Below are 22,431 nucleotides of genomic sequence, written 5' to 3' on the forward strand. Positions count from 1 at the left end.
ATCCTCTTCCGTCGCCTGCTCGGCAGCGGGTTCGGCTTAATGTGAACGGGGGGTTATTTGAGGCATTGCAACGTTTTCAGACAGGCATCAGCATCATGCCTGTCTGAAAACTGAATTAGCGTTGTTCTTTATCTTCTTTTTTCGGTCTTATCCAGCCCTCGATAACGGTTTGACGGGCTCGGGCAAGCACCAGCGTATCTTCGGGGCAGTTTTTGGTAATCACGCTGCCGGCACCAGTGGTGGCTCTGTTTTCTATCTTAACCGGCGCAACAATCATGCTGCCTGAGCCGATAAACACTTCGTCGCCGATATAGGTTTTATGCTTATTGACGCCATCGTAATTACAAGTAATGGTGCCGGCACCAATGTTGCTGCGGCTGCCGATTTCAGCATCGCCCAGATAAGTAAGGTGGTTGGCTTTGCTGCCATTGCCCATCACGGTATTTTTCACTTCAACGAAATTGCCGATGTGCACACCTTCGCCCAGTTTGGCATTAGGGCGCAAACGGGCAAACGGGCCGATGCGGGAATCAGCGCCCACTTCGCAATTTTCCAGATGGGAAAACGGCGCGATTTTAGCGCCCGAAGCGATTTTAGCGTTCCGAATCACGCAGTTGGCACCCAACTCTACATCGTCACCCAGCTCCACTTCGCCTTCGATAATCACGTTTACGTCAATCACCACATCTTGTCCGTGCTTGAGGCTGCCGCGCAAATCAAAACGCGCAGGATCGCGCAAGGTTACACCCGCAGTTAAAAGGCTTTGAGCCTGATCGTTTTGGAAAATCCGCTCCAGCTCGGCCAGCTGAACTTTATTGTTGACGCCGGCAGCCAGATGCGATGCGGAAACCTGCACCGGATGCACGGCGATGCCGTCGCGGTTGGCCAGTCCGATTAAGTCGGTAAGGTAATATTCGCCTTGCGCATTGTTGCTTTGCAGCGCATCCAGCCAGCCGGCCAGTTTGGCGTTGGGCAGCACCAAAATGCCGGTATTGATTTCTTTAACGGCTTTTTGCGCCGCATCCGCGTCTTTTTCCTCCACGATGGCAACCACGTTGCCGTTTTCGCGAATAATCCGGCCGTAGCCTGTCGGGTTCTCCAACACATCGGTCAGCAATCCGACTTCATTACCCGCCGCTTCCAATAGCGCTTGCAGCGTGGCGGCATCAATCAGCGGCACATCACCGTAAAGCACCAAGGTTCGCCCTTCGGCAGGCAGATGCGGCAAGGCAACTTTTACGGCATGTCCGGTGCCTAACTGTTCGGTTTGCTCCACCCAAACCACATCGCGTTTCACGCGTGCCAAAACTTGATCTTTGCCATGACCGATCACCACGGCAATGCTTTGTGGCTTGAGCGCCGCAGCGGTATCGATAACGCGCTCGACCATAGGCTGCCCGCCGATTTCATGCAACACCTTAGGCTGCTTCGAATACATGCGGGTGCCTTTACCGGCGGCGAGAATGACTATGTGCAGGTTGTTTTTATCCATAGGGCTTTTACTTAAAATCGATTATGAGGAATTTTTAGCTAAACGGCGGCCATGTCGGATTTGCCGGCCGTGTTATGAGTGATTGTTTTTCTGTGTTTATTTTTTTACCGGTTTTTCCCAATGCGTACCTTGAGCTTCTTCGTTGCCGGTGCTTTGCGGCTTGATGGCGTGTTGCTCGGGGCGGAATTCGTTGTTGCGCATATTATGAGAATAAGTGCCGTCTTCGTAATACACTCGAGTACCTTGCGGGTATTTTTGACGCAAAGAGGTGCTGCCGTCTTCACGCTGATAGGTTTCCCAAGAGCAGCCGGCCAAGGCAAGGACAAGCAATAGGCAGTTTATATGGCGCATGAGGATTCCTTTTTTCTTGAGATAAATTGATGAGCGAAATTTTAACGAATTTAACTGTATCTCAACAGCACAATCAAGCAGTTTAACAATACAACCCGACCGCTTCCGCCCAAGCAGCTAAAGCAGCCATGTCGGGTATGGCTGCATCAACGAAGGGCAGATTATGGCTGTCTTGGCCGAACCAAAGCGTTGTCATACCCAGCTTTTTGGCTGCGTGCAGGTTGTCTGCACTATCGTCTATCATAATACAGTCGGCCAGAGCGGCACCCAACAAACGACAAACGGTTAAATATGCTTGGTCGGAGGGCTTATACAACAGGCCGAAATCGTCGGTACCCAACAAAGCTTCGAAATAATCGGAAAGCGCCATTCGTTCGATTAAAGCCGCAACATAAAACGAAGGGCCGTTGGAAAAAACGGCTTTGCGCCCTTTCAGGCCGGCCAGCGTAGCGGCCGTGTGCGGCATCGGCACCAGCGCGGCCAACAATTCGGGCAATGGGTGGCTTTGCTGCAAAAATTCTTGCACGTTGATTTCAGGATGATGCTTCTGCAAACCGGCCAGCGTGGCGCCGTAGCGGTGCCAATAATCCTGCCGCAGATGGGATGCGGCTTTTTCAGGCAACTGCAATTTCCGCGCTAAATAGGCGGTCATATGACCATTAATCAGCTTAAAAATTCCCGCATCGGCATGATGCAGGGTGTTGTCGAGGTCGAACAGCCAAACAGGGGCGGTTGGTGGGGCGGGATGGTTCATTCGCTTAGGGCATCATACTTGAATGCCTGTCTGAAACGTTTTCAGACAGGCATTCTTTACGAAAGGCGGTTTACAAATAGAATTTTTCAATAACTTTCAGGTTGTCGTCCAATTTGTAGACCAACGGCTGGCCGGTGGGAATTTCCAAGGCCATGATGTCATCATCGGAAATGCCTTCAATGTGCTTGGCCAATGCACGCAAAGAGTTGCCGTGGGCGGCCACCAATACGCGTTTGCCGCTCAAAATGGCGGGGGCGATTTGGTCTTCCCAGAAAGGCAGCACGCGCTCTAAGGTAACTTTCAGATTTTCGCCGTCGGGCACGACGTCGCTGGGCAGATGGGCATAGCGGCGGTCGTTATGAGCGGAAAATTCGTCTTTCGGATCAAGCAGCGGCGGCAGGGTATCGTAGCTGCGGCGCCAGATGTGCACTTGCTCGTCGCCGTATTTTTCGGCGGTTTGTTTTTTGTCCAGACCTTGCAGCTGGCCGTAGTGGCGCTCGTTCAAACGCCAGCTTTTCACTTGCGGCACCCATAATTGATCGCTTTCTTCAAGTACGATGTTGCAGGTTTTGATGGCGCGGGTTAATACAGAGGTAAAGGCGATGTCAAACAAATAGCCTTGTTCTTTCAGTTTTCTACCGGCTTCGGCGGCTTCGGCCATGCCTTGCTCGGAAAGTTTGACGTCGCGCCAGCCGGTAAACAGGTTTTTGGCGTTCCATTCGCTTAGTCCGTGGCGGATAAATACGAGTTCCATATTGTGATTCTCCATAAAGCGGGGGATTAAAAGGGGATGATGCGGGTTTTCTTGTTGTGGGTGTGATGCCTGTCTGAAAACGGGCAACTGCTTTTCAGACAGGCATTTATGATGTGCTTATTGTACCAGACCGGCCTGTCGGGCGGCCGCCCAGGCGGCGTTTAAACGTTGGCTGGCGGCTTGTGTGGCGCTATCGGTGCCGGTTTTGGCTTCGCTGGCTTGTTGCAGCTCGGTACGTAGGCGGCTAATGTCGGCATCGGCTTCCTGTTTGCGCCGCTCGGCATCGCGCAAACGGTTTTGCAGACTGGTGATGTTGCCGTCGCTGCGGTTTTGCTGGCGAACGGCTTCACGGTAGGCCGCTTGCGCGCTGAGCAGTTCGTCGCCGGCGGCACTCGAACCGGCCGTTACTTTCGCCGTAGCGGAGGGCGGCAGATTGGCCGGCAGCGCATTGGCCGACTGACCGGAAGACGGATGAATATAAGAGCAAGCCGACAAGGCAACCGCCAATGCGGCAATCAAAAGAGGCTTCATGTTTGTTTAATCCTTTATTCTTTTCAGGCAGGCATTATTTACCGGCGCAAACGGTTTGGTATTGCTTCTCAACAATCGAGCCGCTGGCGGCCACCGCCATCGGGCGCACGTTAACCGAAGTATAGTTTTGCTTCAGCAATTCTTTACCGTCTTTATCCAGCAAGGTCAACGCGCTCAATCGGTAGGTTTTGCGTGCGCAGTCGATTTCCCATGTGCCGATGGCGGTTTTATAGCGGGGCGTGTTCACATAACGCTCTTGCGATTGGTTGACTACCGTTTTTTTATCTCGGAAAGAAACCAAATTGCCGGTGCGTTTGATGCTGCTTTTATCAATATAATTGCGGATGTTGCCTTCGCTGCTCTCGCCTATGCTCTGCCAGCTCCCTTCTACTTGCGGGCCGCTGACGCAGGCAGAAAGTACGCCGAGTAAAACAAGCGGCGCGACAAAACGCAAAGCCTTGCTTGGGTTCATAAACTTTCCTTTCAGACAGGCATTCATTAAAATATCGGCCTTATTATAACGGAATTCTTCAGATGACCAAGCAGCGCGACGATGCACGGCGAATTTTGCACGATGTATTCGGCTATCCCGATTTTCGCGGACGGCAGGCCGAAATCGTCGACACGCTTGCCGGCGGAGAAAGCCTGTTGGTGCTGATGCCGACTGGCGGCGGCAAATCGCTCTGTTATCAGATTCCCGCTCTGATGCGGGAAGGCGTGGCCGTCGTCGTATCGCCGCTGATTGCCTTGATGAACGATCAAGTTGCCAACCTGCGCGTGGCCGGTGTGCATTCGGCCAGCGTACACAGCGGCACGCCGGCCGATGAAGTGCGCCAAATCGCCGAAGACATCGCCGCAGGCGATCTCAAACTTTTATACGTTTCTCCCGAACGCCTAGTCAGCGAACGCTTTCTGCGCTTTCTCGACAACACACGCGTCAGCCTGTTTGCCATCGACGAAGCCCACTGCGTCAGCCAATGGGGGCACGATTTCCGCCCCGAATACCAGCAGCTCGGCCTGCTTGCCACGCGCTATCCCGAAGTGCCGCGCATCGCCCTCACCGCCACCGCAGATGCCGAAACCCGTGCCGACATCAAGCACTATCTCCATTTGGAAAACGCTCCCGAATTCATCGCCAGCTTCGACCGCCCGAACATCCGTTACCAAGTGGTCGAAAAAAACAACGGCAAAAAACAACTGCTCGACTTCATCCGCAAAGACATGCAAAACGAAAGCGGCATCGTTTACTGCCTGAGCCGCAAAAGCGTGGAAGATACCGCCTTATTTTTAAGCAGCCACGGCCTGAACGCCATTCCCTACCATGCCGGCCTGAGCATGGTGCAGCGCACGCAAAACCAGCGCCGCTTCACACAGGAAGACAACATCATCGTCGTCGCCACCGTAGCCTTCGGCATGGGCATCGACAAACCCGACGTACGCTTCGTCGCCCATCTCGACATGCCGCAAAGTATCGAACACTTCTACCAAGAAAGCGGCCGCGCCGGGCGCGACGGCCTGCCCGCCACCAGCTGGCTTTGCTACGGCATGAACAACCTAATGCTGCTTAAAGAACGCATCCAAGAAAGCGGCGCCGGCGAATTTCAAAAACAAATCGAACTAGCCAAACTCAACGCCATGTTCGCTGTATGCGAAACCGCCGAATGCCGCCGCGTACTCCTTCTGCGCCACTTCGGCGAAGCAAGCGGCCCGTGCGGCAACTGCGACAACTGCCTCAATCCGCCCGAGCGCTTCGACGGCACGGTATTGGTGCAGAAGCTGCTCAGCTGTGTTTACCGAGTCGGCCAACGCTTCGCCGCAGGCTACGTTATCAACGTATTGCGCGGCAAAGACGAAGACTGGATAAAACAAAACGGCCACGACAAACTCTCTACCTTCGGCATCGGCGCCGAACAATCCGATAAAGACTGGCGCGCCGTTACCCGCCAATGCCTCGGCCTCGGCCTGCTCGACACCGACACCACCAATCACCAAGCCCTGCGCCTCACACCCGCAGCCAAAGTCATACTAACCGGCAAACAAACCGTTCGGCTGCGCCCGCTCAAACGCCCCAAACCCACCGCATCAGGCCCGCAAACACAATGGCTGCGCACCGAGCGCGAAGAGCGCATCTGGCAGCAATTACGCAGCTGGCGGCTGGAGCAGGCCAAAGCCGAAAACGTACCCGCCTACATCATCTTCGGCGACCGCACTCTGCAAAGCATCGTGCAAAACCTACCGCAAACCGAAGCCGACCTGCACGAAATCTACGGCATGGGCGAAGCAAAAATCGAAAAATTCGGCCACGACATACTCGCCCTATGCACCCGCTTTTCACAACAACCGGATGACGGCGGCGATGTGTTTTAAAACTATTCCAGTATTTTGGCACAAGTAAAATAGTCTAATGCCTGTCTGAAAAGTTTCAGACAGGCATCAAACTGCTTTACCTCATATGCTCACTGTTGCCTTTTCTGCGCCGCATCTGCATAACGCGAAATATCACGCTGCACTGTCTCCATATTCAAAGGGTAATCAGGCAACTTGCCACGCCGTTCTTCCTTTACAATTTCTCCGTTTCGAATAAACCAAGTCTGGCGTTGCTCCGGTGCATTGAAATCAGCAGTTTCTCCGTCTGCCGTTAGAGGAACGGATGAAGACTGCGCCAAGAAAAGCTGCCCGTTTTCCAGATAATATTCAAAACTCTGCCGCCTTTTCCCATTATCGTAACTCCAATAAATCTTTTCCGGCCGATGTTGCTCGTCATAACCAACAACCAAGCTGTTCGCCTTCATCCCTGCTGGCATAATTTCCGGCATGTTCCGATAATCAACCGTTTGCAGATTTCTCGCAGCAATCTGATTGCTTTTCTTCTGCGCCTGAAAAACATATTGCGTTTTTAAAACGGCATTCTGCGCCTCATGCAAATAACGCAGAGCATCAGCATAGCAACGCTTGCAATTTACATATTCCGCCATATCAACCCGCCCTTCACTGCTTTTCATCAAAACAGAACCATCAGGTTGCCAAATCATAACAACCGACCACATAGGGGCTTTTACATCAGCAGCATCCTGAGATTTGAATCGGATAATTAGAGCAGAGCGGGGACGGCCATTTGCATAAACAAAAACCGAACTCAGATTCTCCCTACTATTCTTACCCCAATTCGAAAACCTCGAAACTTCTATCAATTTATCCTTAAAAAAATAATAACTCGCATTGGACTTAACTTTACCATCGTTATGCTGATCGCTATACCATTCACCCTTGCCTTTTAGGTAGTCCAATTTCTGCAGTACAGTTATATAATCGTCTACAGAAGCCAATGGCTTATCTTCGATAACCAAATCGCCATTCCGCTCAAATTCCTGTTGATTGATTTTATCGTTATATGCTTTATCGTTATATACAACCTTACCGATATAATGCATAGTCCATATTGATTCTTTAACTCTCTCAATCTCCTGCACATACGGAGAAGCCAATGCTTTGCTGTCGGCAGCAGAATTCTCATCATGTTTTACATTAAGATTATCAAAACTTTCCGGCTTCATATTAAATAAAAGAATGGAACCACAGAACAAAACGGAAACCAAAATCCCCAAAGTGATAAGTATTTTTTTGAACATAGTTATTTTTCAATCATGGTTTGATTTAAAAGAATATTAAAATTTAATGCCTTATGGCTAGCAATATGAAAATCGCGAAAATGCACCCTTTTAAAAGTAACTCCGTTACATAAAGCATTTATTCAGAAAAAGAATACATTATTTAATTTAGTACCGATGGCATTATAGCTTTTTCTAAGTTGCATCTACTATTGAATAAAAAGGCTGTCTGCAAAATCATTTTCAGACAGCCTATACACCACTCTTTTAACTTTTCAATTAACACTTTTATTTCCTCTCAATCTTCTCATCAGAAACATTTTTTTCCCATAGTTTCATTAATTCTACACAAGCGATTTGTTGGGTTACCTTCCCCATAAGTCCGATTCTTTGTTTTAAATTCATGAACTCCAAATAATCAATTAACTTACTTTTTTCATCAGCTTAATTATTTCTTTATTGATCCATAAGTTTTCAAGCAGGATTAAGCTTATTAACGACCAGATGATAATTCAAACTTAAAAAAAGCTTAACAAGTTGAAAAGCCTCTTCTTTATGTAAAGACCAGTTTTCAGATGAAGATAAAATAGATGCACTTTGCTTTTCAAAACTGCACGAGGCCAGCAAATAAATATTTTCCAGCTTATTAAAAATATCAAAATATTTGGACTTTAGATAATCGTCTTCTTCTATAAGCAAAACCAATCTAGAAAAAACGCCAAAGTCACTAACAATTTCTTTTGCCTTATTATCTATCAACAACTCAATCTCATAAAGAATCTTTCCAGATAATAACTCTGCTTCAAGCTGATATTTATCACGCCACTTCTTCCAATGAGCTGGCCTACCTTCAGAGTCCCATTCATCCAAAGCACTTGCATTCAAGATTTCTAATTGATTCCAGCTTTCTGAAATATCTTCAGAATACGCCACCCATTGTTCAATATTAGAAACAAAAAGAGAGAACGCATAAATATCAGCAATATATTCCTCAACATCTATATGACTATTTTCCATGCCTCACACTCACAACTTTAGTATCGGCTACCTTTATTGCAGAAATCCCTTTCCATGCAGGAACGACAGCCGATGCAACATTAACAGCAGCGCCTATGCCCCTCTGCTACATTCGGATGTTGCGCCGCCCTGTTGCTTATATTGGTCTGTGCATCGTTCGCGAAGCGAACTAAGCCGCTAAATTGCATTGAAAAATGCAGGCAGTCAGCTTAATCATAAGTTTTCAGACAGCCTTTTCGCTTAGCGCCAACCCAACTCAATCAAACACAAATCAATACTTTTCCAGATTAACTACTTTTTCGCATAATAATCGCAAATTTCGTCTAACGGTAACTCTTCTGTGCGCATCCAAACCGGCTCAGCATTATCCGGTAAATCGTCGTAATACTCATTCGGCAGCTCCTTTTCCAGTGCAGACTCAACAATATCCAATAAGCCTGTCTGAAAGCGGTTATTAGTTTTCCTGCCAATTTCAATTAAGTAACGAACTTCTTCTACACATTCATAAAACCCTTTAAAAAATACACGATATTCTTCCCTCTCTTGCGGATTTTCATTGATAAAATCGTCTTCTACCTGCACCATAATCCGGTTGGTTTCTTCCAAATCGGCCCATCGAACATAACGGCGGTACAGCCTATCGGATACTAACTCATGATTCGGCACCTGTTTTCGAATCAAATAATCCTTCAGCTCCTGAAAAAAACGATACAGAATCGTTCTATCCCGTGCACTGCCCATTAAAAGACACATTGGCGATACAAATCCTGCTAACACCATAATCAACTCCTAATTATCATCTGTAATAAATTTAACATCATCTGCTTTAATGACACCTTTGGTTTTTCTTTCAATTTTCTCTGCTATATCTACTTGATCTGCCTTCGTATACCTTTGCCCCCGAAGGTCTATCTGTACGGTTTGCTGCATATTTTCCGGCAAATGCGTTTTTCTTTGCTCTGCCTGTTTGGCAATATTGCGAATCAGGCTGCTTCGATTCTTATGGATATCATAGTTTTTCACTTCGATACTTTTATTCTGTAACTAAAATAGATTGTCCCTAAATTCAGCATCACTTCTGCAAGATTTTTACCTGCTCTTTTGGTACTCCAAAGTTAAACTGAAATCCACGTTCCTTCGAGAATAACAAAAAGGGCTGAAGTAGATTAGCAAGCATGTTAAGTCTACCTCAGCCCTAATAAAATTTATCCCAAACAAGATTCTTTGTAACTAATTACATTCTTCAACTCATAAAAATCTAAAATACTTTTTGTTTTCATATAGTCATCCAAGAGTGTAAAATTTACTGCTAGATAACTTTCTCCAAATCTTCGTATAGTTCCTCTGTTTTCTCTAATAATCGAAAATAAATTTTCGAATGAATTTTTTAACAAAACAATATGTATAGTTATATTACCAGATGCTTTTACAAGGTCAGCAAAAAATAAGTGGCCTTCATCTTCCTCGACCTCGACTATATCGTTTAATGCCAAATTTGGAACAAATAGTGGAATTTCTCTAATTACAAATTTATTATCTAACAATAAATCACCAGATAACCTTTCCTTCTCAATATTACCTTCTAAATCATAATAAAAAACAGTTAATTTTTTTTTCATTTACTCCCTTTCTTCCTATTACAATATCTACATAGAACTTGCCCATTCTTTGGGGAACCTTGTCCTCCCTTTGCTTTTGGTATTACATGATCAACTTGTCTTTCATTTTTAGATGGTGTTATATTTCTTCTTGATTTTGTTGCAGGAACTGTTTTCACCCCGCAGTTAGAGCACTTAACAGAACCATTATTTCTAATCCTGTTTAAATCAATTACAACCTCCTTACCAGCTTTAGTAAAATCTTTACCAGAACGATCTATAGCACTAAGCCTATCAGCACGTTTTTGTGCTTTTTCCAAATTGCTATCAGTATTGAACGTTTTTTTCTTAGGTATCGAAACGGCACCCATCTGAGACCGCTTAAGCGAGCTGCCTCCAATTTCAGCAAATTCATAATTGCTTCTAACATAGTCGATACCCTTGGCTGTTCCCCATACCGCTGTGCCTACATTAACAGCAGCGCTTATGCCCTCTGCCGCATTCGGATGTTGCGCCGCCCAGTTGCTTATGCCGGCCTGCACATCGTTCGCAGCACCTGCTGCTCCGCCTAAGCCGCTGATGATGGCCATCTTCCAATCGGTAGAAAATGGCTCCAAAGCGTGCATAGTGCCGATGCTAAAATCACCTTTAACACCATCCACTGCATCGTCTACACCCAGCACTTCGCCTATACTTTTAAAACCGTTAGATGCCGCTAAAGCAAGCCCGTTGACGATTTGAAACCCATTACCTGCAAAACCTAAATTCGAGTCGTGCTCAAAGATTTTTTTGCTGGCCTCTTCATTGCGATGAACAAAGTTAGTCCCTAAATTGCCGAAACGATCGAAAAAACGCTGCTCCGTGCTGCGGTTGTCGTTTAGTTTCAGGTTTAGAAGAATCTGGATTATTCTGATAGCCGCCGCGAATCAGAACTTCAACAGAATAGTACCCGCCGGTAATGAAGCCCGAACCTTGATCGCCCATCACAGAAACGTAAAGGACAACTTTACGCCCTTGCAATGCCGATAAATCCATTTCTTTTACTGCAGCTCGGGAAGAAGCGACCACCAATTCTTGTTCAACAGCAAAGCGTTTGCCGCCGCCATGAGCCGGAAAAACTAACTGCCCAATATCTCTTCAATGAAAAACCACACGCCAACGCTTCATTTTGTTTTTATCTCTTTTGTTTCCTATTTATTTAATGATGATTCTAAATAATACCCGAAACAAGCAAAATAAGACTAAGCCAAATGAAACAAAAATACAAAAGCCTGTCTGAATATTTTCAGACAGGCTTTTGCCATTCAAAATATCATTACTCTACACAACAAGCCGCTTCAATACTGTTACCACCTCTTCGCTCGTTGCGCCACTCAATTCCGCTATCGAAACCGTTTTTTCCGGCAGATAACGTATATCGCTGCCGATGGCCTGTTCAAAACGGTTGGCTTGATGGGTGAGCATTGCAGCATCAGCGGCAACGATTACCGCATGGGAAAGCACGATATAGCGGCCGGAACATTGAGTGTCGCGTTGCCAATATTGCGCGGTACCGGCGATTTTCCGGCCGTTTGCAGCGAGATTGAAGCGGCCGTCACAAAACGAGCCGTTCACGGCTTGCGTATCGGTGCTGATGCCGAACTCGTCAAACAGGGTCTGCAACAAACGGCACAGTGCGCGGTAATGGGCTTCGGCAGCGGGAAAAGGATTATTCGTTGTCACGTGGTAGGCCAGATGCAAATTCACCGTATATGAGGATTGCGGCACCACGCCGCCGCCGGAAAGCCGCAAATGCACCGGCAATCCTTCGTCGGCCAGTGTTTCCACCGCCTGTTTGAAATGTAGTTTGCCGGAATAGCTTCTCGGCACCACAATGCCCTCGGGCGGAATATGCACCCAAGCCATTCCCTTCTCCGGCATCGCACTCTGCATTAAGCGGCGTTCGTTTTCTGCCCAGCTTCGCGTATGCAGATTCAAAGATTTCGGATAAAGGGCGAGAGGCGGGATAAGCATGGCATGGCTCCGGAAAAGGTTTTTCTACTATAACAAACGAACCGGATTTTTTACACCTTTCCCGCCAACTCATTTTCAATCCGTCGTCATAATCAAGCTAAGATATCATTTGTAAAAATAAAAAAAGCGAAACTTGTATTAGAATCGGGATAAAACAACGATAAATCTAATAACAAAAAACAAAGGAGACTACCATGGATCGTTTCGATTTCGGCTATGCCCCTTACGACAGCCTGAACGGCCGGCAAAGGCAAGTATTGCAAGAAGCAGTGGATATTGCTTTTTTTGAGGAAGACACCTGCATTATCGGCCCAGAGCAAGCGATTGAGCATTTATACGTAATGATTAAAGGCGTAGTGAAAGAAATCAGCGGCGACGGAGAAGTCATTGCCCTTTATCACAGCCACGATACATTCGATGCGCGGGCTTTGGTGGAAGGCTCCAGCCAGAATCAGTTTGTGGTAGCGGAAGAAGCTTTGGTGTATTTGATTCCCAAAGCGGCGGTTAACGAGCTGGTTGAATCGAACACGCAATTCGGGGCTTATTTCTATGCTTCCGTTGCCGAAAAGCTGGCCAGCCTGTCGGGCAATAAAAACGAAAATGAATTTGCCAGCCTGTTTACCGCCCATGTGCGCGACGCCTACCGGCAAAACAGCATCTGGCTGGAAGGCAACGCCAGCATTCTGCAGGCTGCCGCGGCCATGAAAGACAATAAAACCAAGTCTTTGCTTATCCGGCACGAAGGCCGCGTCGGGCTGCTAACCGAATCGGTATTCCGCAACATTGTGATCGCCGGCGCCAAGCCGGAAGAACAAGCCCACCATTGGGCCACCTTCGACTTAATCTGCGTGGATATAGACGATTTTGTATTTAATGCCCTGTTGCGCATGATGGAATTCCGTATCCAGCGTGTCATCGTTACAGAAAAAGGCACCATTATCGGAACGCTGGAGCAAATCGACTTATTGGCTTATGTTTCCAACCACAGCCACTTGGTCGCCCAACGGCTGGAACGAGCCGACAGCATCGAAGACTTGATAGGTATTGCCCAGCAGATGACGGAATCGATACGCGCGCTGCGGGCCAACGGCGTACGCGCACCGCAACTGGCGCAGCTGATGCAGGTGCTCAACACCAGCTTGTTTGACAAGGCTTGGCAGCTTATCGCTCCACCGTCTTTATATGAAAATGCCTGTCTGATTGTGATGGGCTCGGAAGGCCGAGGCGAACAAGTGCTGAAAACCGATCAGGATAACGCGTTGATTCTGCCCGAACATGCCGATTTAGATGAAGCGGCAGCCGCGGCCGAGCAATTTTCCGCCACCTTATCGCGCTTGGGCTACCCGCCCTGCCGCGGGCGGATTATGGTCAACAATCCGGAATGGCGCAAACCGCTGGGTGAGTTTAAAAGCATGGTGTCAGGCTGGTGCCGCGAGCCTTCGCCCGAAGCCATGATGAAATTGGCGATTTTTCTCGACGCGAAAGCCGTGGCGGGCGATGCCTCGCTACTGGCGCAAATCAACGCGCATCTACGCAAATACCTAAGCAACGATGCGGGCATGTTAATGACATTTGCCCGCGCTATAGAACAATTTGATAGCGACGGGCAGGGCTTTTTCTCCCAACTGCTGCGGCGTGACCGTACAGAAAAAATGGACATCAAAAAAATGGGCCTATTTCCGGTCGTACACGGTGTGCGCGCTCTGGCCCTGGAAGCAAAAATCGAAGACACCGGCACCTTCGAGCGCCTGAAAAAGCTGGTTCAAAACCATGTGTTAGACGAACACTTGGCCAAAGACGTGACCGAAGCGCTGCGTTACCTGATGGATATGCGGCTGAAAGCCGGCCTTGCAAGCATGAGCAACGGCCAAGTCAGCGAACCCAACCAAGTCGACCTGCACAGCCTCTCCACGCTTGAGCGCGATTTGCTCAAAGAGGCTTTGCAAGTGGTGAAACGCTTTAAAAATGTGGTTCGCCACCATTTCCACTTGAATTCATAAGGAGGCGGCTATGGGCATCTTCGAGCAATTCAAACGCCGCCGCGAGCGCGCAAGACTGAAGGACTCGCATTATGATTTCTTGTTTCATGAAAATTCCGAGGAATTCGTCAGCTTCGATTGCGAAACCACGAGCTTAGACGTTAAAGAAGCCGAAATCATCTCTATCGGCGCCGTTAAAATCCGCGGCAACCGAATTCTGACCAGCGAATCGTTTTATGTTTTGGTCAAACCCGAAGGTATGATGGAAGCGGCCAACGTTACCATCCACGGCCTGCGCCCGAAAGATTTGCGCAACGGCCTGCCGATAGAAGCAGCGCTGCGCCTTTTTCTTGATTTCATCGGCGGCCGGTCGCTCGTCGGCTATTTTCTGGAATACGACGTTGCCATGGTCAACAAATTCCTGAAGCCCATGCTGGGTATTCGGCTGCCCAACAAGCAAATCGAGGTATCCAGCATTTATTACCGGCAGGAAATGCAAAAAAAGTTTTACGACAGCTATGTTGATATGCGTATGGCGCCGATGATAGCCAAACTCGGCATTCCCGATTTACCCCGCCATGATGCGTTAAACGATTCGATTAACGTCGCCATGATGTATCTGGCGCTACAAGCCCGCAGCAAACGCTAATCCGCCTCCCGATTCATCATTAAAAATTAAAATCTATGCTACGAAAATGCTTTTCTTACTTGCTCAGAGGCCTGCTCGGCCTATTGGCACTGATTGCGCTTTACCTTGCTTCGGCTTGGACACTCGGCCACATAAAGGTTAACAACGCACACACCGATCAAGGCAATATCGATATATTCCTATTAAGCAACGGCGTGCACACCGACATTGCCATGCCCTTGCATAACGATGATTTCGACTGGCGTACCATTGTTTCGCCAACCGATACGCGCAAAGTAACGCCGGCCGATTATGTAGCGCTCGGCTGGGGCGACCGCGGCTTTTATCTGGAAACGCCGACTTGGGCGGATTTAACCGCTTACACCGCATTAAAAGCCGTCAGCGGGCTGAACCGTACCGCAATTCACGCCACGTTTTACCCCGAATTGCAGGAAAATCAAAACAGCGTCCGCATCCGCATCACATCCGAAGAATATCGGAAACTGATACAAAGCATATTACCCTCATTTCAGCGACAAAACGGCCGCGCACGCCCCATCCCGAATACCGGCTATAAAGACAATGACATCTTCTATGAGGCCAACGGCCACTACAGCCTATTCACCACCTGCAACACATGGACCAACCTCCACCTAAAAAACAGCGGCCTCAAAAGCGTGGTATGGACACCGTTTGCCGGCAGCCTGATGGATGCTTACGGCAAATAAAAAGCCTGTCTGAAAACATTTTCAGACAGGCTTTGAATCGAATGCCGCACTTATTGGGCGCGGATATCAATATAAGCGTTTTTATGCAAATCTTGCAAAAGCTGATAAGTGGCCTTCTGGGCTTTACTCTGCTCCAATGCAGCGCGCACGGCATTACGAGTGCGCTCTTCGGGTGTGCCGCCTTCGCGTATTTCATTTAATTTAATCAAATGCCAGCCGAATTGCGAACGCACAGGGGCGCTGATTTGACCGGGCTTCAGGTTGTGCACGGCATTCTCAAATTCAGGCACCATTTGACCGTCGGTAAACCAACCTAAATCTCCGCCGGTTGCGGCGCTGCTGTCTTGCGAATATTCCCGCGCCAGCTGGTCGAAACTCTTACCACTGCGCGCCTGTTGCCAGATTTGGCGAATCGCCGTTTCGGCTGAAGGGTCGTTTGCAGAGGCTTTAACCAAAATATGCTGCGCGTGGTATTGGCGAATAGCTTCGCCTTGGGGCAGTTTCTGGCCTTTGGCCTGTGCGTCGGCAATCACGGCATTCACTTCTTCGTCGCTCACTCGGGCATTCTGAGTCGCCAGCTGCTGCTGCACTTTATTGGCAATAATGCTGTCGGCCACGCTGCTGCGCAACGCTTCTTTGCTCAGACCAGATTTTTCATACAGTTTTTCCACAGAAATTTTACGGCTGGCTGCAGTTTGCGCGATAACTCTATCGATTTCCGCATCATCAGCGGTAATGTTGCGGCGCTTGCCCGCTTGCGCCACCAAAGATTGATTAATCAATTGGTTCAACACTTCTTTGCGATAGTCGGCTTCGCTCATATTCTTCGGCTTAGGGCTGCGCGCCAAAGCAGCCTGCAGGCTGCGCTGAGTAATCACATCGTCATCAGCCACGGCGACAATGCCGTCAACGTATTTAATGTCGGCTGCATGCGCACCCAAAGCGGCCGCAGCGGCCAGGGCCAAAATCAGTTGCTTCATTTTCATCGTTTAATTACCTCGTTGGTTTGGCTGTAGCCGGGGATGGAACGGCGCAGCTCGTTATAGGGGTTGTTGCCGATATTGCTCAAGTCTTTCAGCTGCACGCTGAAGAATACGGCGTTTTTATAAGTGCTGTTTTTAGCGGAATCCAGCCCGTTAACATAGCGCTGCGCCACAACGCTGGCGCTCCAGCAACCGCAGCCGCTTTTGTATTCCAAGCCGACCAGTTGCTCCAGCGGCTTGCGCACGTCCAGACCGTAATTAAAGCGGGCTACGGCATAAAGATTGGGCTTTAACGGCCATTGCGCCGCCAAATCAATCTGCTTCAATTTGTCATAAACATAATATGACGTGCCGTTGGCGTTGGCTTCCAAATAAATCGGTTCGTAACGGCCGTATTTATAACGCAGGCTCAGCACCTTGCCGGCTTCGGGGTTGTAGCGCAAACCCGTATCGATGTTCTCGAAACGTTTCTGGTTTTCGTTGTAATGCACGATGGCATGGGCGCCGATACTGTTGGTGATGTTGCCCTGCCCAAACGCAATCCAGTCGGAACGGTTGCGTCGGTTTTCTTCAACCAATCCGCTCAGCGCCACGCTATCGGTAGTGAAATAGAATTTCTGCCCGATGCCGGCGCGGAAACGTTCGGCACCCGTCTGCCGGTCAAGATAGCGGGTTTGCAAAGCGGTGGTCAGGCTGTTGGCCGAGTTAATCCTATCGTTGCCCGAATATAGGTTTTCACGGAAAAGCTGCTCGTAGCTGAAACTGTTTTCCGACGAATCGAAATTAGGCAAATCGTTTTGCGACTTGGTAGGAATATAGTTGTAAAACAAGCGCGGCTCTAAGGTTTGAATGTAATCATTGCCCCAGAGGGATGTCGGCCGCTCGAATGTCATGCCGGCATCAATATTAAAAATCGGCAATACGCGGCTGGCGCTGCGACCGGAACGTCCTTCAAACGAATCCAAATCGTAATGGGTGTAATGAACGCCGAATTTCGGGGTAATAAAGCCCCAGCGGTTGTGCAGATTCCAGTTGACGCTCGGATAAACAACCAAACGGTTGCCCGATTGTTTCCGATCATGCTGGAAGCGGGTAAATTGCCCGAAAGCGTTGAATTGTAAATTATCAAAATTCTTCTGCCAACGCGTACTCAGGCGCGGCATGATGGTATAGGGCTCGTCTTTATAACCGTTGGAATTGGCCAGCGTTTGGTATTTCTGCACCGTGGCATAACTATCCAGCGAGCCGTTGAGCAGATTCATGTGGTGGTTCAACCAAATCTGGCGATTGAGGTTGACATTGGTGGCAATATCATTTCTACCATAAAAATCACGATAGTAATCATCATCAGAAACCTGATTGAAGTCTATCCCGCCGCTTAAAGAAGGCGTAATGATTTGTTGGTGCTGCCAACGTGCATGGTAGCGGTTGTTATGTTTGCTGCGCTGGTCGTTCGGCATCCATGTTACGGCGGTTTCGCCTTGCATTTTCGGCGTCAGATAACGGAAATCGCCGCCCAATCTCACCCCGCGCCCGGTAATGATGCCAGGCGTTACAGTAGCGTCGTAATTGGGCGCCAAATTGAAATAATAAGGCAAATCAACTTGGGTGCCGTCCGAACCGACTTTCAAGGTGGGCACTAACAAGCCGCTCTTACGGTTGCCGTTCAGCGGAAAATCGGCCCAAGGCGTGTAAAGCACAGGAACGCCGCCGAACACCAGTTTGGCATTTTTCGCCACCCCGATACCTTTTGCATAATCCGCTTCAATACTGCTGGCTGAAATATACCAGCTTGCATCGCCGGGCGAGCAGGTATTGAATTTGGTATTGTGCAAAACGTAATGGTCTTTGCCTTTCAACTCGGCCTTTTCGCTGACCGCTTGCAGGCGTCGCCCTTCATGTTCCGCATCCAGGCGGGCGTTTTCGGTAAAGCCGGTGCCGGAGGTCAGGTTGTATTCGATTTTTTCTCCGGCAACGGTGGCGCCGTTTTCATAAAGCTGAAACGAGTCGCCCGCACGTACGATTTCTCGGGTCTGGTCGTATTCCACCCACGGAGCGTTCAGCACTTTGTTGTTGTATTCGACAATCACGTTGCCTTTGGCGCTTACTGCGACTTTGGTTTGCCCTTCGACTTTATCCGCCGTAATCCGCGTATAGTCGGCAGGCAGCGCTTCTTCGCCGCTGGTTTGCACTTGCGGCATTTTATGAGCCGCCGCTTTGATTTTTTCGGGGCTGCAATTGAGGCAAGTCTCGCCCAGCGAAAGATCGGCGGCATGAACCGCGCCTGCGCCGAATGCGATGCTCAGCGCCAGCGCAACGGGTTTTACTGTAAACAAACGTGCCAAAATATCACCTTAAATCGGTTTTGCCAGTTAAAATAGTATTTATTTTAACCTGAAAATGAATATGCAACGAGAAAACGAATTAAAAATTTGGCTGGAATCGGTTTACCCAACCGAAAAATTCACCCTGTCGTTCGCTGCTGCCGATGCGGATTTCCGCCGCTATTTCCGTGCTACCTTCGATAACGGCAGCACAGTTGTCTGCATGGACGCGCCGCCCGATAAAATGAGCGTGGTGCCCTACCTGAAAGTGCAGAAACTCTTTGATATGGTCAATGTGCCGAAAGTTCTGCACGCCAGCGAAGAAAAAGGCTTCGTTGCTTTAAGCGATTTGGGCAACACCACTTTCCTAACCGCAATGCAAGCCGAAAACGATGCGGCAGCGCATAAAGCCCTCTTGTTGGAAGCCATTAACGAATTAATCGTTTTGCAAAAAGGCAGCCGCCCCGGTTTGCTGCCCGAATATGACCACGAGGTCATGCTGCGCGAAATCAATCTGTTCCCCGAATGGTTTGTCGCCAAAGAGTTGGGCAAGACGCTGAATTTTAAACAACGCGACCTGTGGCAGCAAACCGTAGATACGCTGTTGCCGCCGCTGCTGGACCAACCGAAAGTTTATGTTCACCGCGATTTCATCGTGCGCAATCTGATGCTGCAAGCGGGGTGCCCCGGCGTTTTGGATTTTCAAGACGCACTCTACGGCCCTATTTCTTACGATCTGGTTTCGCTGTTGCGCGATGCGTTTATCGAATGGGACGAAGAATTTGTGCTCGACTTGGTTATCCGCTATTGGGAAACCGCCCGTGCGGCCGGCTTGCCCGTACCCGAAACGTTTGACGAATTCTACCGCTGGTTCGAGTGGATGGGTGTGCAACGTCATCTGAAAGTAGCGGGCATTTTCGCACGGCTTTACTACCGCGACGGCAAAGACAAATACCGCCCCGAAATCCCCCGCTTCCTCAATTATCTGCGCCGCACTTCCCGCCGCTATGCCGAACTGGCGCCTTTATATGCGCTGTTGGTCGAGCTGGTGGGTGATGACGAGTTGCAAACCGGTTATACGTTTTAAACATTGCTTTCCCTCTTCCATGCCTGTCTGAAAACATTTTCAGACAGGCATGGCATAAAGATTACCGCTCATCAAATTGCCTCGATTATGAATCTTCTCCACACGCTGGCCCGAGTCAGCAGCCTGACTATGGTCTCGCGCATACTCGGCTTTCTGCGCGATATGATTATTGCGCGCACCTTCGGCGCCACCGCGGCGACCGATGCTTTTTTTGTTGCCTTCAAACTGCCCAACCTGCTGCGGCGCATTTTTGCCGAAGGCGCTTTTTCACAAGCTTTCGTGCCGATTCTGGCCGAATACAAACAAACACGCTCGCCCGAAGCCACCCGCGCCTTTGTGCAACATGTGGCCGGCATGCTGACCTTTGCCTTAACGCTGGTTACCGCCGTCGGTGTTTTGGCGGCACCGTGGATTATTTACGCAACGGCCACCGGCTTTGCCCGCGACCCGGAAAAAGCTGTTTTGGCATCCGATTTATTACGGGTGATGTTTCCTTACATTCTGTTTATTTCGCTCTCGTCTTTTGTCGGCTCGATTTTAAACACCTATCATAAATTCAGCATTCCGGCCTTTACCCCCGTGCTGCTGAACCTTTCTTTTATTGCTTTCGCATTGCTTTTCGTGCCGTATTTCCATCCGCCGATTATGGCTTTAGCATGGGCGGTATTCGTTGGCGGTATTTTACAGTTAGCATTCCAGCTGCCTTGGTTGGCCAAGCAAGGCTTTTTGAAAATGCCCAAGCTTGATTTCAAAGACAAAGCGGTCAACCGCGTCATTCAAAAAATGGGACCGGCCATTTTCGCCGCCAGCGTTACCCAGATTTCTCTGATTATCAGCACCATTTTTGCCTCTTTCCTGCAAACCGGCAGCGTTACATGGATGTATTACGCCGACCGCTTAACCGAATTGCCAACCGGCGTGCTGGGCGTTGCACTGGGCACCATCTTGCTGCCGACGCTCTCCAAACATGCCGGCGGACGAAATCCGCACGAATTTTCAAAGCTGCTCGACTGGGGCCTGCGCCTGTGCTTTCTGTTATCGGCGCCTGCCGCCGTGGCGCTGACTGTGCTGGCATTCCCGCTGCTCTCGACACTGTTTATGAGCAAAGGTTTCACGCTACATGATGTTGAGATGACGCAAAAAGCCTTGATGGCATATTCTTTCTGCGTGGTCGGACAAATCATGGTTAAAGTGCTGGCTCCGGCATTTTACGCTCAGCAAAACATCAAAACGCCGGTAAAAATCGCCCTGTTTACGCTGGTGGTTACCCAAGTGATGAATCTGGCATTTATCGGTCCGTTAAAACATGTGGGCTTATCGTTGGCAGTCGGCCTGGGAGCCTGTCTGAATGCCGGCTTGCTGTTTTTATTACTGCGCGTCAAATCCATCTACCAGCCCGCTGCAGGCTGGCAAGCTTTCTTGTTGAAATTGTGCATCGCCCTGCTGGTTATGGGCGGCGGGCTGTGGGCCGCCATGAATTATCTGCCATTGGAATGGGTTGAAGCTCGTGCATGGCGCAAAGTTGCCCAGCTTTTCGGGCTGATTATTTTCGGCGCTTTTCTGTATTTCGCTACGTTAGGCGTGCTAGGATTCCGCCCTCGCGACTTCAAACGCGCCGAGCAATAAACAATAACACAGGAAATGCCTGTCTGAAACCGCCTTTCAGACAGGCATTTCCTGTATCCGCTTTGCCACACCTACCAAAGTATTACAATAAATATTATCTCATTCATTTTATTGTTTATTTTACCAACTCAACACAAGCCCTTCGATAATCAGACCAGCGTTTTGCCGTCGGATTAATGGTTCCACCGCAAAATACCTTTATTCCAAAAACAAAACAACATAAGATTACAAACAACAGCGAAGCAATCTGCTGTTCGTCTAAGCAAATTTATTGCAACATAACACTATAAAGGAAAACATCATGGCAATTTTCTGCCAAAAATCCACCGTTTTATTCATCGCATTAACCGCCGTTTCCTCAGCCGCATTCGCTGCTGAAAATAGCGGCTTTTACGTGCAAGGCGACGTAGGCGTATCACGCCAGCAAGCCGATGCTTTCATACTCAAATTCAAAGAAACCGGTTTCCTGCCCCGCGTTAGCGCCGGTTATGATTTCGGCGGCATTCGTGTTGCAGCCGACTACGCGCATTACCGCACCTTGAAATCAGACCGAAACGACCTGCATGCCGAAGTACGGTCGAGAGGTGCCGGCGTATCGGTTATCTACGACATTCCCGTCGACAGCAATTTTCAGCCCTATGTCGGCGCACGTGTCAGCCTGAACAAAGTTAAAGTAAAAGCTTCCCGCACAGGATACAGCGCCTCTTCCGAAGAAACCCGAACCAGTCCCGGCGTTTTGGTAGGCGTAGGTTATAAAATCAACGACAATCTGACCGTTGATGCCGGCTATCGTTTCAACCGCTTGGCTTCCGATCTAGATTCACACGAGCTGACCGCCGGCTTGCGCTACAGATTCTAACTCTTAACCATTTGATTTATTTTAATCATCACAAAACCGGTATCGCACAAACTGCATACCGGTTTTCTATTGCCATTTCATCCTCTATCGTCAAAGCCA

The 22,431-nt window shown here is 48.9% G+C and carries 22 protein-coding genes and 1 pseudogene; 7 read left to right on the forward strand and 16 right to left on the reverse strand.

Going from position 1 to position 22,431, the window contains the following annotated elements; genetic code table 11:
* Nucleotides 1-115: 115 nt before the first annotated feature.
* The 6 genes from glmU to Q4A84_RS09430 form a co-directional block, all read right to left on the reverse strand.
* Entirely contained in the window at nt 116-1,492 is a 1,377-nt protein-coding gene (gene glmU, locus Q4A84_RS09405) for a bifunctional UDP-N-acetylglucosamine diphosphorylase/glucosamine-1-phosphate N-acetyltransferase GlmU (RefSeq protein ID WP_303088672.1), read from the reverse strand.
* A 96-nt stretch (nt 1,493-1,588) separates the two neighbouring features.
* Nucleotides 1,589-1,843, reverse strand: coding sequence for a spore cortex protein (locus Q4A84_RS09410; protein WP_303088673.1), 255 nt, complete (start codon nt 1,841-1,843; stop codon nt 1,589-1,591).
* Nucleotides 1,844-1,925: 82 nt separating this feature from the next.
* On the reverse strand, nt 1,926-2,597 hold the full coding sequence (locus Q4A84_RS09415) for a pyrimidine 5'-nucleotidase (protein WP_303088674.1): 672 nt from the start codon (nt 2,595-2,597) through the stop codon (nt 1,926-1,928).
* A 70-nt stretch (nt 2,598-2,667) separates the two neighbouring features.
* Nucleotides 2,668-3,351, reverse strand: coding sequence for a 2,3-diphosphoglycerate-dependent phosphoglycerate mutase (locus tag Q4A84_RS09420; protein WP_303088675.1), 684 nt, complete (start codon nt 3,349-3,351; stop codon nt 2,668-2,670).
* Nucleotides 3,352-3,468: 117 nt separating this feature from the next.
* Entirely contained in the window at nt 3,469-3,882 is a 414-nt protein-coding gene (locus Q4A84_RS09425; RefSeq protein ID WP_303088676.1) for a hypothetical protein, read from the reverse strand.
* A gap of 34 nt (nt 3,883-3,916) precedes the next feature.
* Nucleotides 3,917-4,354, reverse strand: coding sequence for a surface-adhesin E family protein (locus tag Q4A84_RS09430; RefSeq protein WP_303088677.1), 438 nt, complete (start codon nt 4,352-4,354; stop codon nt 3,917-3,919).
* Nucleotides 4,355-4,416: 62 nt separating this feature from the next.
* Between Q4A84_RS09430 and recQ the strand changes: the two genes are divergently transcribed.
* Nucleotides 4,417-6,249: a DNA helicase RecQ gene (recQ, locus tag Q4A84_RS09435; RefSeq protein ID WP_303088678.1), complete on the forward strand. Its 1,833-nt coding sequence runs from the start codon at nt 4,417-4,419 to the stop codon at nt 6,247-6,249.
* 89 nt (nt 6,250-6,338) lie between these two features.
* On the opposite strand, the gene Q4A84_RS09440 is transcribed toward recQ, so the two are convergent.
* From Q4A84_RS09440 to Q4A84_RS09475, 8 genes and pseudogenes are all read right to left on the reverse strand, one after another.
* On the reverse strand, nt 6,339-7,511 hold the full coding sequence (locus tag Q4A84_RS09440; RefSeq protein ID WP_303088679.1) for a hypothetical protein: 1,173 nt from the start codon (nt 7,509-7,511) through the stop codon (nt 6,339-6,341).
* 453 nt (nt 7,512-7,964) lie between these two features.
* Nucleotides 7,965-8,507 carry a hypothetical protein gene (locus Q4A84_RS09445; protein ID WP_303088680.1) on the reverse strand — a complete coding sequence of 181 codons (543 nt, stop codon included), beginning with the start codon at nt 8,505-8,507 and terminating at the stop codon, nt 7,965-7,967.
* Between the two features lie 291 nt (nt 8,508-8,798).
* A complete protein-coding gene (locus tag Q4A84_RS09450) occupies nt 8,799-9,287 on the reverse strand; it encodes a hypothetical protein (protein ID WP_303088681.1) in 489 nt (162 codons plus the stop codon).
* A 9-nt stretch (nt 9,288-9,296) separates the two neighbouring features.
* On the reverse strand, nt 9,297-9,530 hold the full coding sequence (locus Q4A84_RS09455; protein ID WP_303088682.1) for a hypothetical protein: 234 nt from the start codon (nt 9,528-9,530) through the stop codon (nt 9,297-9,299).
* Between the two features lie 182 nt (nt 9,531-9,712).
* Nucleotides 9,713-10,126, reverse strand: a complete 414-nt coding sequence (locus Q4A84_RS09460; protein ID WP_303088683.1) for a DUF4265 domain-containing protein — start codon at nt 10,124-10,126, stop codon at nt 9,713-9,715.
* Nucleotides 10,123-11,019, reverse strand: a complete 897-nt coding sequence (locus Q4A84_RS09465) for an HNH endonuclease (RefSeq protein ID WP_368389572.1) — start codon at nt 11,017-11,019, stop codon at nt 10,123-10,125. The genes Q4A84_RS09460 and Q4A84_RS09465 overlap by 4 nt, the downstream gene beginning before the upstream one ends.
* Nucleotides 10,997-11,236: pseudogene (locus Q4A84_RS09470) on the reverse strand (adhesin); the annotation flags it as partial. The gene Q4A84_RS09465 and the pseudogene Q4A84_RS09470, both read right to left, overlap by 23 nt.
* Nucleotides 11,237-11,425: 189 nt before the next feature.
* A complete protein-coding gene (locus Q4A84_RS09475; protein WP_303088684.1) occupies nt 11,426-12,118 on the reverse strand; it encodes a hypothetical protein in 693 nt (230 codons plus the stop codon).
* A 194-nt stretch (nt 12,119-12,312) separates the two neighbouring features.
* Between Q4A84_RS09475 and Q4A84_RS09480 the strand changes: the two genes are divergently transcribed.
* Genes Q4A84_RS09480 through Q4A84_RS09490 form a run of 3 tightly spaced genes read left to right on the forward strand, consistent with a single transcriptional unit; the run spans nt 12,313 to nt 15,453 of the window.
* Entirely contained in the window at nt 12,313-14,118 is a 1,806-nt protein-coding gene (locus tag Q4A84_RS09480; RefSeq protein ID WP_303088685.1) for a DUF294 nucleotidyltransferase-like domain-containing protein, read from the forward strand.
* A 10-nt stretch (nt 14,119-14,128) separates the two neighbouring features.
* Nucleotides 14,129-14,746: a 3'-5' exonuclease gene (locus tag Q4A84_RS09485; RefSeq protein WP_303088686.1), complete on the forward strand. Its 618-nt coding sequence runs from the start codon at nt 14,129-14,131 to the stop codon at nt 14,744-14,746.
* Between the two features lie 35 nt (nt 14,747-14,781).
* Entirely contained in the window at nt 14,782-15,453 is a 672-nt protein-coding gene (locus tag Q4A84_RS09490; protein ID WP_303088687.1) for a TIGR02117 family protein, read from the forward strand.
* A 50-nt stretch (nt 15,454-15,503) separates the two neighbouring features.
* On the opposite strand, the gene Q4A84_RS09495 is transcribed toward Q4A84_RS09490, so the two are convergent.
* Together Q4A84_RS09495 and Q4A84_RS09500 are read right to left on the reverse strand one after the other, a co-directional pair.
* Nucleotides 15,504-16,439, reverse strand: a complete 936-nt coding sequence (locus Q4A84_RS09495) for a peptidylprolyl isomerase (RefSeq protein ID WP_303088688.1) — start codon at nt 16,437-16,439, stop codon at nt 15,504-15,506.
* Nucleotides 16,436-18,781, reverse strand: coding sequence for an LPS-assembly protein LptD (locus Q4A84_RS09500; protein ID WP_303088689.1), 2,346 nt, complete (start codon nt 18,779-18,781; stop codon nt 16,436-16,438). Before Q4A84_RS09500 ends, Q4A84_RS09495 begins: the two co-directional genes overlap by 4 nt.
* Nucleotides 18,782-18,842: 61 nt before the next feature.
* Here Q4A84_RS09500 and amgK point away from each other — a divergent pair, with 61 nt between their 5' ends.
* The 3 genes from amgK (at nt 18,843) to Q4A84_RS09515 (ending at nt 22,332) form a co-directional block, all read left to right on the forward strand.
* On the forward strand, nt 18,843-19,847 hold the full coding sequence (gene amgK, locus Q4A84_RS09505) for an N-acetylmuramate/N-acetylglucosamine kinase AmgK (protein WP_303088690.1): 1,005 nt from the start codon (nt 18,843-18,845) through the stop codon (nt 19,845-19,847).
* An 87-nt stretch (nt 19,848-19,934) separates the two neighbouring features.
* Entirely contained in the window at nt 19,935-21,473 is a 1,539-nt protein-coding gene (gene murJ, locus Q4A84_RS09510; RefSeq protein WP_303088691.1) for a murein biosynthesis integral membrane protein MurJ, read from the forward strand.
* 301 nt (nt 21,474-21,774) lie between these two features.
* Nucleotides 21,775-22,332: a porin gene (locus tag Q4A84_RS09515; RefSeq protein WP_303088692.1), complete on the forward strand. Its 558-nt coding sequence runs from the start codon at nt 21,775-21,777 to the stop codon at nt 22,330-22,332.
* Nucleotides 22,333-22,431 lie beyond the last annotated feature (99 nt).

The organism is Neisseria sp., assembly GCF_030527965.1.
Taxonomy (GTDB): Bacteria; Pseudomonadota; Gammaproteobacteria; order Burkholderiales; family Neisseriaceae; genus Neisseria.